Source organism: Pseudomonas sp. GW821-FHT09E12, from assembly GCF_059416085.1.
The window spans coordinates 52097-65687 of record NZ_JBWKOM010000005.1 but is presented as its reverse complement, the minus strand read 5'-3'; the positions used below and the strand labels follow the sequence as shown (position 1 = coordinate 65687).

General features: G+C 66.3%; 11 protein-coding genes. 6 read left to right on the top strand and 5 right to left on the bottom strand.

Features of this window, described 5'->3' with window-relative positions; all coding sequences use genetic code 11:
* Nucleotides 1-10 precede the first annotated feature (10 nt).
* From cfaB to hflK (AC07PQ_RS15345), 5 genes are all read right to left on the bottom strand, one after another.
* Nucleotides 11-1198, bottom strand: coding sequence for a C17 cyclopropane fatty acid synthase CfaB (gene cfaB / locus AC07PQ_RS15365; protein ID WP_007927622.1), 1188 nt, complete (start codon nucleotides 1196-1198; stop codon nucleotides 11-13).
* Nucleotides 1199-1444: 246 nt separating this feature from the next.
* Nucleotides 1445-3349, bottom strand: coding sequence for a cation-translocating P-type ATPase (locus AC07PQ_RS15360; protein WP_493185835.1), 1905 nt, complete (start codon nucleotides 3347-3349; stop codon nucleotides 1445-1447).
* A complete protein-coding gene (gene hflK / locus AC07PQ_RS15355; protein WP_493185834.1) occupies nucleotides 3346-4407 on the bottom strand; it encodes a protease modulator HflK in 1062 nt (353 codons plus the stop codon). Before hflK (AC07PQ_RS15355) ends, AC07PQ_RS15360 begins: the two co-directional genes overlap by 4 nt.
* On the bottom strand, nucleotides 4404-5444 hold the full coding sequence (hflC, locus tag AC07PQ_RS15350) for a protease modulator HflC (RefSeq protein WP_492570526.1): 1041 nt from the start codon (nucleotides 5442-5444) through the stop codon (nucleotides 4404-4406). Before hflC ends, hflK (AC07PQ_RS15355) begins: the two co-directional genes overlap by 4 nt.
* Nucleotides 5441-7408, bottom strand: a complete 1968-nt coding sequence (gene hflK / locus AC07PQ_RS15345) for a protease modulator HflK (protein WP_493185833.1) — start codon at nucleotides 7406-7408, stop codon at nucleotides 5441-5443. The genes hflC and hflK (AC07PQ_RS15345) overlap by 4 nt, the downstream gene beginning before the upstream one ends.
* A 240-nt stretch (nucleotides 7409-7648) precedes the next feature.
* On the opposite strand from hflK (AC07PQ_RS15345), the gene AC07PQ_RS15340 reads away from it, so the two are divergent.
* From AC07PQ_RS15340 to AC07PQ_RS15315, 6 genes are read left to right on the top strand one after another with little or no spacing between them, the layout of a single operon-like run.
* On the top strand, nucleotides 7649-8302 hold the full coding sequence (locus AC07PQ_RS15340; protein ID WP_007927632.1) for a CDP-alcohol phosphatidyltransferase family protein: 654 nt from the start codon (nucleotides 7649-7651) through the stop codon (nucleotides 8300-8302).
* Nucleotides 8303-8312: 10 nt separating this feature from the next.
* A complete protein-coding gene (locus AC07PQ_RS15335) occupies nucleotides 8313-10070 on the top strand; it encodes a bifunctional alpha/beta hydrolase/class I SAM-dependent methyltransferase (RefSeq protein WP_493185832.1) in 1758 nt (585 codons plus the stop codon).
* The gene (locus tag AC07PQ_RS15330) at nucleotides 10070-11413 is read left to right on the top strand and encodes a phosphatase PAP2/dual specificity phosphatase family protein (RefSeq protein WP_493185831.1); all 1344 of its coding nucleotides are present in this window, start codon (nucleotides 10070-10072) and stop codon (nucleotides 11411-11413) included. Before AC07PQ_RS15335 ends, AC07PQ_RS15330 begins: the two co-directional genes overlap by 1 nt.
* On the top strand, nucleotides 11403-11858 hold the full coding sequence (locus tag AC07PQ_RS15325) for a hypothetical protein (RefSeq protein WP_007927636.1): 456 nt from the start codon (nucleotides 11403-11405) through the stop codon (nucleotides 11856-11858). Before AC07PQ_RS15330 ends, AC07PQ_RS15325 begins: the two co-directional genes overlap by 11 nt.
* A 9-nt stretch (nucleotides 11859-11867) precedes the next feature.
* Nucleotides 11868-12491: a lysophospholipid acyltransferase family protein gene (locus AC07PQ_RS15320; protein WP_007927637.1), complete on the top strand. Its 624-nt coding sequence runs from the start codon at nucleotides 11868-11870 to the stop codon at nucleotides 12489-12491.
* A 1-nt stretch (nucleotide 12492) separates the two neighbouring features.
* Nucleotides 12493-13425 (top strand): phosphatidate cytidylyltransferase, encoded by a 933-nt coding sequence (locus tag AC07PQ_RS15315; RefSeq protein WP_007927638.1) that lies wholly within the window; start codon nucleotides 12493-12495, stop codon nucleotides 13423-13425.
* Nucleotides 13426-13591 lie beyond the last annotated feature (166 nt).

The window sequence follows — 13591 nt, the reverse complement described above, 5'->3', positions numbered from 1 at the left end:
CGTCGGCGCTTCACGAGTAATACAGGTCGTCGCGAGTCCAGGGCAGCTCATGACTGCCATCGGCGTGAGCCTTGACCGCGAGAATCTGGTGCAGGTTGATCCAGCCGCGGGCGAAGGCATAGGCACAGCCGGCCAGGTACAGGCGCCAGATGCGCAAGACTTGCGCCGGCACCAGCCGGGAGGCGGCTTCCAGGTTGTCTTCCAGACGCTCGCTCCAGTGGTCCAGGGTGCGGGCGTAATGCAGGCGCAGGCTTTCCACGTCGACGATCTCCAGCCCCGCTTCGCTGATCTCGGCCGAGATCATCGCCAGGTGCGGCAGCTCGCCATTGGGGAACACATACTTCTCGATAAAGTCGCCGGCTCCACGGCCCACGGGACGTCCATCGGTGTGCTTGGCGGTGATTCCGTGGTTCATCACCAGGCCGCCTTCGCGCACCGCGCCAAACAGTGTCTTGCAGTACTGCGCCAGGTTGGCGTGGCCCACGTGCTCGAACATGCCGACGCTCACCACCTTGTCGAAGCGGCCGTCCTGGGGCAGGTCGCGGTAGTCCAGCAATTGCAGTTCCACCAGGTCCTGCAAGCCTTCGGCGATCACCCGCTCCCTGGCCAGCGCCAGTTGTTCCTTGCTCAGGGTGATACCGAAGACCTTGGCCCCGAATTCTCGCGCCGCGTACCGCGCCAGCCCGCCCCAGCCGCAACCGACATCCAGCAGATATTCACCAGGCTGCAAGCGCAGCTTGCGGCACAGGTGGCGAAATTTGGCCTGTTGGGCCTGTTCCAGGCTCTCACTGCCGGTCTCGAAATAGGCGCAGGAATAGGCCATGTCGCTGTCGAGCCACAGCTGGTAGAAGTCGTTGGAAAGGTCGTAGTGGTAGGAGATGGCGGCCGCATCGGTGGCCTTGTCGTGCAGGGAACGTACTGGCAGCACTTCTTCCTCGCTGTCCAGCAGCGCTTGGCTCAGCTCGTCGCAAACCCGGATGACTTCGCTGATAGAGCCTTCCAGCTCAAGTTTGCCCTCGACGAACGCCGCTCCCAGCGAGTTGAGAGTGGGATGGGCGAGCTGGGTGACCAGTTGCGGGTCCTTGACCACAATAGTGACGCTGGGCGCCGGCCCCAGGTTGAACTCATGGCCGTCCCAGAGTCGCAGGCGTAGCGGTAGTTGCAGATTCTGTAAGGCCGGTGGAAGTTGCGCGAGCATGGATTATCCCCCTTGTTTCAGACGTCTGAGTGAGGTTAGACCATACTGAAAAATTAGCAGGCTATCGATCTGATAGCTGAAATTCATCAGTGCCGGCAGTGCAACAATCCCTGCTGAACAGCCAGCCGACCGTCCCGGAAGCTGGGTCCTCTTCACAGATGACCGCCAGGCGGGCGCACAGTTCGACCTGGTTTAATTCTAGCTCCAGACGCTCAAACCCGCGCTTTTCCGCCCCGGCCCACGCCCCTACAACTTGAGCAATGGCTCCTGGAAACGCAGCAAGCGCCCGGCATTGCCCAGCACCAGCAAGGTGCTGAGGTTATGCAGCACCGCCGCGATCATCGCCCCCGCCGCGCCGAGCCAGCCGAACGCGGCAAAGGCGACGATGGCCAGGGTCCAGCCCAGGCCGATGATCACATTGACCTGCAGGGTCTGGCGGCACTGGCGACTCAGGCGCACACAGGTGCCGAGGCGCCGCAGGTCGCTGCCGATCAGCACGATATCGGCCGACGCCAGGGCAATGTCCGCCCCACCCGCGCCCATGGCCACACCGACCACGCCAGCCTTGAGCGCCAGGGAATCGTTGATCCCGTCGCCCACCACCATCGGCCGGAAACCGCTGTCGATTTCCCCCAGCACGCGCTTGAGCTTGTCTTCTGGTAGCGCCTGGGCTTCGACATCGCCGATGCCGACATCCCGCGCCAGGCTGTCGGCCACGCTCTGGCGGTCGCCGGTCAGCAACAACTGGCGGCCCAGCCCCAGTTCGCGCAGCTCGTCGAGGGCAAACCGCGCTTCCGGCTTGACGCTGTCGGCCAGCAACAGCCAGGCGAGAAATTCGCCGTTCAGCGCCAGCCCGGCAATCGGTCCGTCATGTTCGGGCACTGCCGTGGTGGCGATGCCGAGCTGGCCAAACAATTCGGGACGCCCCAGGGCGGCTTCGCCCTGCTCGGTCTGCGCCACCACTCCCAGCCCCTGGCGCTCGCGAATATCCGACAGCACCAGGAAATGCTCCTGGGCCACCAGGCCAGCCAGCGCGCGGCTGACCGGGTGGCTGCTGGCCGAACCGAGGCTGGCCGCCAGGTTCAGCAAGGCCTGGCGATCTTCCCGCGGGCTGTCGATCGATTGCAGGCGCAAGGTGCCGAAGGTCAGGGTGCCGGTCTTGTCCACCACCAGCGAGGTCAGGTCCGCGAGCTCCTCGAGGAACGCCGAACTGCGAATCAGGATGCCGTGCCGCGCCGCCACGGCGATCCCGGCAATCGCCGTGGCCGGCGCGGACAGCACCAGGGCACAGGGGCAGGCCGCTACCAGCACCGCGAGCATCGCCTGGGCATCGTGGGTGATGAACCAGGTCACCGCCGCCAGCAGCAACACCAGCACCATGTAGCTGCCAGCGTAACGTTCGAGCAAACGGGTGATCGGCGGCTTGGAACGCTCGGCGCTTTGCATCAGCGCGATGACCTTGCCCAGGGTCGATTCGTGGCCGGTGCGGGTCACTTCCAGGCGCAACAGGCCGTCGAGGTTGATCGCCCCGCCGAACACCTGCATGCCGACATCGGCCTCCAGCGGCACCGACTCGCCAGTGATCGGTGCGGTGTCGAGGCTGGCCTGTCCGGAGAGCACCAAACCATCGGCGGGCACCCGGTCGCCGGCGCGCACTTCGACGACATCGCCGGCCTTGAGCGTGGCGTTGTCCACCTCGCCAATGCTGCCATCGGCCTGCACCAGGCGCGCATGGCTGCGGGTCAAGCGACCCAGGGCATGAATAGCTTCCTGGGAGCCGATCACGCTGCGCTCTTCCAGCACGTGGCCGAAGATCATGATGATCGGCAACAGCGCCGCGGTCAGCAGGTCGCCGGTGGCCCAGGCGCCGAGCATGGCCAGGGCGATCAACTGGTCGGTGATGCCATGCAGGCTCGGGTAACGCAGGCTGTACCAGGCCGAACGCATCACCGGCAGCGCCACCAGCAACGAAGCGAACCCCAGCAGCAACTGGCTGACGCCGGTCTGCTCCGGGACCAGCCAGCGCCAGACCAGGCCCAGGCCGAGCAGCCCCAACGCGAGCATGGCCAGGGTCAGCTGACGCGCGGCGCTACGTTGTTCGGCAGAGGTGAGCATGCTCGCCGGCGCGGCGGCATGGGTGTGAACAGTCATGGTTGGGCTCCCTGAATGATCAGGCGGGAATCGTCTTGGGGATTGACCGTGGTCACCGAGCCGGCCTGCCCAAGGATCTTCGGCAAGCGCTCACGGTAGATACGCAAGAGCATTTCCGGGTCGGTGCCGTTGCGTTGCGCCTGGGCCAGGCTCTGGATGGTCGCGGTATCGGCCTGGGCCTTGGCCAGGCGCTCACCGGCCTGGGCGTGCGCCACCTGCAAGGTGCGGTCGGCCTGTTCGTTGGCGGTTTGCGTGAGTTTTTCGGCTTCGGTGCGGGCGTTGGCCACCGCCTTGTCGGCCTGCTGGCTGGCAGTCAGTACCGCATTGAAGGCGCTGACCGCCGGCCCCGGCAAACTGGACTGGACGTCGACCCGGGTCACTTCGATACCGATCCCCCCCTGCCCGGTCGCCGCCAGATCCGCCAGCCGCTGGTTGATGCCTTGCACCAGATCACCGCGCAGCCGTTCGCGACGCTCGGCGGCCTGGTTGTCGGCCCCGATCAGTTCCGGACGCGCCACCAGAATGGTGTCCAGATCGCGGGCGGCGGTCAGGGCCAAGGCACTGCGGGTCACCAGTCGATCCAGCGCCGGCAACACATGCTCGCCCTGCAATACAAAGGCATAAGGCTCGGTGACCTTGTAGAACACCCGCACATCCAGCTGCACCACCCCGGCGTCGCCGGTCAGCAGATAACCGGAACCAGCCAGGGCATCGCTCAGGGGCACGGCGAAACTGGCCACCTTGTCACCCTTTAAGGCCGCATCGGAACGCAGCAGGCTTTCCACCCGGCGTTCGATCACCCGGTCTGCGGCGGGCAACAGCACCACCTGTTCGAACGGCTGCGGCCAGGCCAGTAGCAAGCCGGCGTTCTGGATGCGATCCAGGGTGCCGAAATGCAGGACCACCGCGCGATTTTGCGGATCGATCTGCCGCACATTGGAAAACGCCCAGGCCAGGGCTGCCAGCACAGTCACCGCATACAGGGCGAGAAACGCCAGACGACCGGCCTGAATCCATGGGCTGCCAAGTTCATGTGTTCCACGTGGAACCAAACTCATGGTTGCGACCCGGCGGCTTTATTGCCGAGTGTCGGCGGCCCGTCCACCAGCACCCGGAACGGCGCGGCGTCAGTGCGCAGAATCAGCTTGGTGCCTGGGGTCACCACAGTGCCCAAGGTGTCCAGCGAACGCAGCAGGTTGTACAGCTGCGGCGAACCGGCGTAGGCGCGACCGTAGATCTCCGCCGCCTGCACCCGCGATTGCGCTTCGATGTCCGCGGCTTTCACCGTGGCATCAGCCTGAACGATGCGCGCATCGCGCTCGGCGGCGGAACGGATTTGCGCCGCTTCGCGCTTGCCGATGGCCGTGCGTTCGGTGGCGATGGTTTCACGCTCGGCGCGCATGCGGTCGACGGTGGCGGTCAGGGTCACCGAGGGCAGGGTCAGGCGCTCGACACCGACTTGCAGCACCCGCACGCCGTAAGTGCTCAGCAACTGTTGCTCGATCTGTTTACGCAACTGGGCTTCGAAGTCGGCGATGCGCACCTTGCTGGCATCGGTGTTCACCAGATTGGCCAGGTCAAAACTGCTGGCGGTGGTTTCCAGGGCCGAGCCGACAAAGGTGCGGATCTGCCGCGCCGCTTCATCCGGCTGGTTCTGCACCGCGCGCATAAAGCGTTTCACGTTGTCCGCATCGCCCTGCACCTGCCACGCCACATAGGCCTGGACGATGATGCGCAAACCGTCGCGGGTGCCGACATCCTGCAAACCGCTGGAGGTGGTGCGCAGGCGCAGGTCCACCGGGATCGCCGCCTCGAACGGTGCCGGCCAGCGCCAGCCGAGGCCCGGCTCCAGCAGCACCCGCGCCGGGTTGCCGAAACGGGTAATCACCGTGGCTTCGCCGGAGCGCACTTGCACCAGGCTTGCCGCGGCGACGGCGAACAACACCAGCAACAGCGCCCAGGCCATGCGCCGCCAGGGAAAGGGCCCCGCCTCTTCCGGCGCGCCGTGGTGGTGATGATGGTGTCCGTGATGGCCGCCGTGGCCGTGATCGTGGCCGGCGTGATCCTGATGATCGTGGGAATGGGACTGGCTCAATGGACGGCTCCTGGCTGAGCGGTGTTACCCGGTACCGAAGGCTCGGTCGGCAAAGTGAATGTACGCAGGTCGAGGGTCGGTGCGTTGGCGCCGCCCAGGCGATGATCGAGCACCAGCAACTTGGCGTTGCGCAGGCCCTGGCTCAGCTGGCTCAAATACTGCTCCAGCACGAATGCCTGGCCGGCGCTGGCATAGGCCTTTTGCTCGGCGCTGAACCGCAGGTCGGCCGCTTGCGCCGTGGCCTGCACTTCATGGGCCGTGGCCTGGGCCTGATCGCGGGCGATGCTGGCCTGCAATTGCGCCTGGTTGGTCTGCTCGCTGGCCGCGCCACGCTCGCGGGAGATCAGCGCCTGGGCGCCGATCTGCGCGGCCTGGACGCCGCGATAAGCATTGGCCGCGCCGGCCGGCGGGTGAATGGCCTCGACCACGGTGGCGAGGATCTCCACCCCGCTGTCGAGTTTCTCCAGGTCGGCCTGCACCGCGCGGCCGATATCCTCGGCCAGGTTGGTACGGTCTTCGCCCAGCAGGCCGTCGAGGGTGCGCGAGGCGAAGTCGTGGACCAGGATGCGGCTGGCGGTGCTGCGGATCAGCATCGGAATGTCGGCGCTGTTGTAAGTCGCCGCCAGCGCCGCCTGATCGCTCAGGCCGATGCGATAGACGAAGCGCACGTCCATGTTGACGATCTGGAAGCTCTGCTTGTCGGCAGCGCCGCTGGCAATCACCTGGGACTTGTCGTTGACATGGCTGGCGTCCCACAAGCGGTTGGCCACCAACGGTGGCGGCCCTTCGGCGGAGGCCGGTTCGATCACGCTGGTCGCTTCGCCGACGCTGGTGGCCAGTTCGTGCACCACGCCGTTCTCGACACTCAGCACCCGGCCCAGCGGCCAGGGCAGGCCCGCGTGCAAACCCGGGCCAAAGACCGCCACCGGTTTGCCGAAACGCTCGTAGATGCCCCGCCCCTGCAACGGCACTTCATGCAGGCCGGTGAGCAGCCAGCCCACCCCGAGCACCACCAGCAGCACCGGCAGGAACGCACGGCGCATATAAGTGAAGGCCCAGATCTGCCGCAGGTCGATGCCGAAGCGGTTGTGCAATTCGTGCTGCAAGGCCAGCAAGGGTTGCGGCGGCCAGCGCAGCAGATCGGCGACCACGCTGTGGGCCAGCATGCGCGGCTCCAGTTGCGCGCGACGCGGGCTGAACAGCGAAAGCACCGCGCGCAGCAGGAACTCCAGGGCCACCAGGGCCGGCAATACCCCGATCAGCACGCCCAGGCGCACCGGCCAGAGCGCCGTGTCGCTGCTGAACAACAGGCACAGCGCCGCCAGCACCAGGCTGATGATCGCCACTCGCGCCAACTGCGCCAGCGCCGCGGCTTCCGGCCATTCGCCGGGGTGTTCCTGGCTCAGTTGACGCTCGAACACCAGCAAGCCGAAGGCCAGCAACAGCGCCAGAACCGCGCCGACATTGCCCGCCAGGCCTAGGGTTCCGGCGGGCAGGCCGAGGTTCCACACCTGCTCGATCACCAACAGCACCAGCAAGGCCCAACCGCCCAACCACAAGGTCGGCGCGCCGATCTGCGCCAACAAACTGGACCAACGCCGGCTGATGCCCTCCAGCAGGCGTTCGTACCAGCCGTCGTCGGGTAGCGGTTCATCCGCAACCGGCTCCGGGCTCGGCGCCACCTCTGGCGCCCGCAACGCACCCGCGCGCCAGGCACTGACCCAGCCCGCCGCCTGCAGGCCGCCGACCAGCACCAGCAAGGCTGCGGCCAGATTGACCAGCAACACCGGCCATAAGGATTGCGGGGCAAACAGGCCGACGAAAAACGCCAACACCAGCCCCACCCCGGCCAGTCCCGCCAGCCCGATGCCCCAACGCTTCAGACGGCGTTCGTGAAAGGCCGCCCGCTGAAACCTCGGCAAGGCTTCGACCCCCGCCCCTTCAGTCTCAAGATCGACTTGCATAGCACCCCAACGCTGGTCGTTAACCCATTCGGGCCTGTGGATAACTCTCCGGCAGGCCGCTGTATTTGTCACAAATCGTTACGATATAACAATAGTAGTGAAATTTTCGTCCCTTACCTATGCCTTTATTTGCCGTGGGCGCGTCACAAACCCAGGGAAAACCGCTGCTGTGCTGATGCCAGCCCGCGAGATCTGTGGCCATAATCCGTGGCCCACTTTGTGACAAGGAAACGTCCAGCCATGCTCTCCATCTACCAGCTCAAACCGCGCTTCCAGAACCTGCTGCGGCCATGGGTCCAGCGCCTGTACGAGAACGGCACCACGGCCAACCAGATCACGGTGCTGGCGGGAGTGATTTCGGTGCTGGTGGGCGCCCTGATCGCCAGCTTCGCCAGCCACCTCTGGCTGTTCATCCTGATCCCGCTGTGGATGATCCTGCGCATGGCGCTGAACGCCATCGACGGCATGCTGGCCCGGGAATTCGGCCAGCAATCGCGCCTGGGCGCCTACCTCAACGAATTGTGCGACGTGATTGCCGACAGCGCGCTGATCCTGCCTTTCGCGCTGATTGCCGGCGTCAGCCTGCCGCTGGTCCTGCTCGTCACGCTGCTGGCGCTGTTCAGCGAATACGCCGGCGTGCTGGGGCCGATGATCGGCGCCTCGCGCCGCTACGACGGGCCCATGGGCAAGAGCGACCGGGCGTTCGTGCTCGGCGTGCTGGCCACCGGCATCGCCCTGGGCTGGCTGAGCGCCGCCTGGATCAACGGCGTGCTGGCGCTGGTCGCCGCGTTGTTGGTCTACACCTTGATCAACCGGGTTCGCCAAGGCCTGCTCGACGTACAACTGCAAGACACCCAACGACAAGAAGTGCAGCAAAACGCCCCCTCGGAATAAGGAAGTTGCCATGCGCGAAGCTCTCCACCAGACCTTCACCACCCACGACGGCGTCGAGCTGTTCTACCGCCACTGGCCGGCCACCGCCGCCCCCTCGGACGCCCCGCGCCAGGCGGTGCTGCTGTTCCACCGCGGCCATGAACACTCCGCGCGCATCGCCCACCTGGTGGACGAACTGGACCTGCCAGCCTTCGATTTCTTCGCCTGGGACGCCCGTGGCCACGGCCAGTCGCCCGGCGCCCGGGGCGACAGCCCGAGCTTCGCCACCAGCGTGCGCGACGTGCAGACCTTCTGCGATCACCTGCGGGCCAGCCACGGCATCGACGAAGAACACATGGCCGTGGTGGCCCAGAGCGTCGGCGCGGTGATCGCGTCCACCTGGGTCCACGACTACGCGCCGCGCATCCGCGCCCTGGTGCTGGCGTCGCCGGCGTTCAAGGTCAAGCTCTACGTGCCTTTCGCCCGCCCGGGCCTGGCGCTGATGCGGCGTTTTCGCGGCAACTTTTTCGTCAACAGCTACGTCAAGGCGCGCTTCCTCAGCCACGACCCGGCGCGGGTGGCCTCCTATGACAGCGACCCGCTGATCACCAAGGCGATCTCGGTGAACGTGCTGCTGGGCCTGTACGAAGCCGCCGAACGGGTGGTGGCCGATGCCCAAGCGATCCAGGTGCCGACCCAGCTGCTGATCTCCGGCGCCGACTTCGTTGTCCACCGCCGGCCCCAGGAACAGTTCTTCGAGCGCCTGGGCAGCCTGCACAAGGAAAAACACATCCTGCCGGGCTTCTTCCACGACACCCTCGGCGAGAAGGCCCGGGCCCCGGCCGTCGCCAGCGCCCGGCGCTTCATCCTGCAGAGCTTCGCTCGACCGCTGAACCGCCCTGCCCTGCTCGACGCCGACCGCCTGGGCCTGACCTGCGCCGAGTCCGAGGCGCTGGCGGCGCCCCTGCCGCACAACTCCCTGCGTGACCTGTACTGGCGCATGACCCGCGCCAGCATGCGCCTGGGAAGCCAGCTCTCGGCCGGGGTCAAGCTGGGTTTCGACACCGGTTTCGACTCCGGCAGCACCCTGGACTACGTCTACCGCAACCAAGCCACCGGCACCTCGGCCCTGGGCCGGATGATCGACCGCAACTACCTGGACTCCATCGGCTGGCGCGGCATTCGCCAACGCAAGCTGCATGTGGAAGAACTGCTGCGCCTGGCCATGGAAAAACTGCGCGCCGAGCAGCGCGAAGTGCGCATCGTCGACATCGCCGCCGGCCACGGGCGCTACATTCTCGAAGCCTTGCAGGGGGTCAGCCCGCTGCCGGAGTCGATCCTGCTGCGCGACTACAGCGACATCAACGTGCGCGACGGCAACGCGCTGATCGCCGAGAAAGGCCTGGGCGAGATTGCCCGCTTCGTCAAAGCCGACGCCTTCGACCGCGACGACCTCGCGGCCCTGGCGCCCAAACCGACGCTGGCGGTGGTCTCCGGCCTGTACGAGCTGTTCGCCGACAACCCGATGGTCAGCGATTCCCTGGCGGGCCTGGCCGCCGCCGTGGAGCCTGGCGGTTACCTGGTCTACACCGGGCAACCGTGGCACCCGCAGCTGGAGCTGATCGCCCGCGCCCTGACCAGCCACCGCGCGGGCCAGGCCTGGGTCATGCGTCGCCGGACCCAGGCCGAGATGGACCAACTGGTGGAAGCCGCGGGGTTCCGCCGAATCACCCTGCGCGTCGATCAGTGGGGCATTTTCAGCGTGTCGCTGGCGCAGCGGGTGCAATGATGACGGTCGCCGCGACATACACCCGCGAGCCCGGCTTGCTGAAACCCGCGGTGCTCTGGCTGTTGCTGCTGGCGCCACTGTTTTTCGGCACCTACGGCTTCGCCACCTGGGTCACCGCGCAACGGGCCGAGGTCGGCAGCCTGGTGTTCGACTGGGAGCGGCAGATGCCGTTCTGGGCCTGGAGCATCGTGCCCTACTGGTCGATCGACCTGCTGTACGGTTTTTCCCTGTTGTTGCCCACCAGCCGCGAAGAACTCAAGCGCCACGCCTTGCGCCTGCTGACCGCGCAAGTCATCGCCGTCAGTTGCTTCTTGCTCTGGCCGCTGCGTTTCACCTTCCAGCGCCCGGAACTGGATGGCCTGTTCGGCTGGCTGTTCGACGTGCTGGCCGGCTTCGACAAGCCGTTCAATCAGGCGCCGTCACTGCACATCGCGCTGCTGGTGGTGCTGTGGGTCTGCTACGCGCGGCATGTCCAGAGCGCCTGGCGCTGGCTGGTGCACGGCTGGTTCGCGCTGATCGGCGTGTCGGTGCTGACCACTTATCAACACCACTTTATCGACGTGCCCACAGGCGCCCTGGCCGGCTGGCTGTGCGTCTGGCTGTGGCCGCTGGACCGCCCAGGGATGCTGCACAACCTGCGCCTGGCCCGCGACCGCCAGCGCTGGCGCCTGGCGTCGTTCTATACCGTGGGCGCCGCGGCGCTTGCCATCCCGGCCTTGGCCTTTTCCGGTGCCTGGTTGTGGCTGTTGTGGCCGGCACTGGCTCTGCTGCTGGTGGCGCTGAACTATGGGCTGTTCGACGCCAAGGGTTTCCAGAAGGGCGCGGACGGCCGCCTGGGCAACGCCACGCGCTGGCTGCTGGCGCCTTATCTGGCGGCGGCCTGGATCAATTCCCGGCTATGGACACGCCAGCATCCACAGCCCGACGAGGTTGTGGATAACGTCTGGCTGGGGCGCATCCCGACCCCGGGCGAACTACAGGACAGCCCGTTCAGCGCGGTGCTCGACCTGTGTGCCGAACTGTCCGTGGACGGTCGCCACCTGGCCTATCGCTGCGTGCCGGTGCTCGACTTGACCGCGCCCACCACCGAGCAATGCCGCGAGGCCGCGCAAGCCATCGAAAGCCTGCGCGAGCACGCGCCGCTGCTGGTCTGCTGCGCCCTGGGTTATTCGCGCAGCGCCACCGCCGTGGCCGCCTGGCTGTTGTACACAGGCCGCGCCGCCAGCGTCGATGCGGCGATCGTGCAGATCCGCCGCGCGCGCCCGCAGATCGTCCTGCAACCCGCGCACCGCAAGGCCCTGGAGCCTTTATCCACAGCCCAGGGGAGCGCCCATGGCCACTGATATGGAACTGCATGCGGTGGCCAGCCTGTTGCGCCGCGGGCATTCGCTGGACCTGTTATCCACAGGCCTGAGCCTGCTCGGCGCCCTGCTCGGCCTCGGCCAGTGGCTGCTCGGCGTGTCCGCCCCCTGGGCCATCGTCCTGAGTGTTGCCCTGCTGGTGCTGGGCTTGCTGCAAAAGTACTGGGCGTTGCGGGTGGCCTTCGATGCCGAGCTGTTCCAGCGGGTGGCGGACAGCCCGCTGCCGCTGGCCGAACGCAGCGCTGCCCTGGACCAGGCGCTGAGCGCCCTCGGCCTGCAACCGGCGAATGCCGGCGGCCGCCCGTGGCAACAACGCAGCCACGGCGCCCTCAACCTGTTGCGTCGCCAGGCCTGGCTGCTGGCGGCGCAAGTACTGCTGACACTGGGCTTCATCCTGGCCAGCCCCTGGCTGGCCGTCGCCGGATAAGGAATTCTCATGCTCGAACCCCTGGTCGCCACCCTCATCACCTCCGCCGCCCGCACCATCACCGGGGCGCGCAGCCTGTGGCTCGGCTGCGGGCCGCAGGCGGTGCAACGCATCTACTTCGCCAACCACAGCAGCCACGGCGACTTCGTGCTGCTCTGGGCCTCGCTGCCGCCCGCGCTGCGCAAGGTGACGCGGCCAGTGGCCGGCGCCGATTACTGGCAGACCCGCCCGCTGCGCCGCTACCTCATCAACCGGGTGTTCAATGGCGTGCTGATCGACCGCGAGCGCAAGGAGCCTGTGGATAACCCCTTGCAGCCAATGCTCGATGCCCTGGCCAACGGCGATTCGCTGATCATCTTCCCCGAAGGCACGCGCAACCTGGAGGAGGAAGGCCTGCTGCCGTTCAAGAGCGGCCTCTACCATCTGGCGAAAAGTTACCCACAGGCCCAGGTGATTCCGGTGTGGATCGCCAACCTCAACCGCGTGATGCCAAAGGGCCGTTTCCTGCCCCTGCCGCTGTTATGCACCACCAGCTTCGGCGCGCCGCTGTCCCTCGAGGACGGCGAAAGCAAAGAGCAATTCCTCGAACGCAGCCGCGCAGCGCTGCTGGCCATGGCCCCGGAGCATTCTTGAGATGGATAGGCAAACCCTGATGTTGTTCGGCGGGATCGGCGCGGTACTGGTGCTGGCCTCGCTGATCGGTTTTCTGCTCAAGCTGCGCAGTCGTGGCGCGCCGAGTTCGGTGATCGACAACCTCAATGCGCGCATCAACGCCTGGTGGGTGATGGTGCTGGTGATCGGCATCGCCTTCTGGCTCGGCACCAGCGCGGTGATCCTGCTGTTCTACGCGGTGTCCTTCTACGCCCTGCGCGAGTTCCTGACCCTGATGCCGACCCGGCGCAGCGACTACCCGGCGCTGGTGGCGGCGTTCTACCTGGCCCTGCCGGTGCAATACCTGCTGATCTACTTCGACTGGTACGGGCTGTTCTCGATCTTCATCCCGGTCTATGTGTTCCTGCTGCTGCCGATCCTCGCGTCCCTGGGCGGCGACAGCACGCACTTCCTGGAACGCGCCTCCAAGGTCCAGTGGGGGCTGATGATCGCGGTGTTCTGCGTGTCGTTCGTCCCGGCGCTGCTGACCCTGGACATCGCCGGCTACGAAGGGCGCAACCTGTTGCTGATCGCCTATCTGGTGATCGTGGTGCAGATGTCGGACGTGTTGCAGTACGTCTGTGGAAAGCTCTTCGGCAAACGCAAGATCGCCCCGCGGCTGTCGCCATCCAAGACCGTGGAAGGTTTTGTCGGCGGCATCCTCCTGGCCTCGCTGATCGGCGGTGCGCTGTGGTGGATCACCCCGTTCACTATCTGGCAGTCGTTCCTGATCGCCCTGCTGATCAACCTGTTGGGCTTCGCCGGCGGCATCGTCATGTCGGCGATCAAGCGCGACCGCGGGGTGAAGGACTGGGGCCACATGATCGAAGGCCACGGCGGCATGCTCGACCGCCTGGACTCGGTGTGTTTCGCCGCGCCGATCTTCTTCCATCTCGTGCGCTACTGGTGGACCTGAACACTCATCCCCTTCTTCTGTAGGAGCGAAGCTTGCTCGCGAAAAGATCGCCAACGATAACGCGTGCCGGTTGACGGCACGCCGCTTCGCGGCTTTCGCGAGCAAGCTTCGCTCCTACAAGGAAGACGCAATTGCGTGCTTGACCAGGGTTGCTTTGCGCACTCAT

Excerpts from the sequence above, each read along its gene's own strand:
- AC07PQ_RS15335 (WP_493185832.1), top strand. The coding sequence starts at position 8,313 with ATGCGCGAAGCTCTCCACCAGACCTTCACCACCCACGACGGCGTCGAG.
- AC07PQ_RS15330 (WP_493185831.1), top strand. The coding sequence starts at position 10,070 with ATGACGGTCGCCGCGACATACACCCGCGAGCCCGGCTTGCTGAAACCC.
- AC07PQ_RS15360 (WP_493185835.1), bottom strand. The coding sequence starts at position 3,349 with ATGACTGTTCACACCCATGCCGCCGCGCCGGCGAGCATGCTCACCTCT.
- AC07PQ_RS15340 (WP_007927632.1), top strand. The coding sequence starts at position 7,649 with ATGCTCTCCATCTACCAGCTCAAACCGCGCTTCCAGAACCTGCTGCGG.
- AC07PQ_RS15325 (WP_007927636.1), top strand. The coding sequence starts at position 11,403 with ATGGCCACTGATATGGAACTGCATGCGGTGGCCAGCCTGTTGCGCCGC.
- hflK (WP_493185833.1), bottom strand. The coding sequence starts at position 7,408 with ATGCAAGTCGATCTTGAGACTGAAGGGGCGGGGGTCGAAGCCTTGCCG.
- cfaB (WP_007927622.1), bottom strand. The coding sequence starts at position 1,198 with ATGCTCGCGCAACTTCCACCGGCCTTACAGAATCTGCAACTACCGCTA.
- AC07PQ_RS15315 (WP_007927638.1), top strand. The coding sequence starts at position 12,493 with ATGGATAGGCAAACCCTGATGTTGTTCGGCGGGATCGGCGCGGTACTG.
- AC07PQ_RS15320 (WP_007927637.1), top strand. The coding sequence starts at position 11,868 with ATGCTCGAACCCCTGGTCGCCACCCTCATCACCTCCGCCGCCCGCACC.
- hflK (WP_493185834.1), bottom strand. The coding sequence starts at position 4,407 with ATGAGTTTGGTTCCACGTGGAACACATGAACTTGGCAGCCCATGGATT.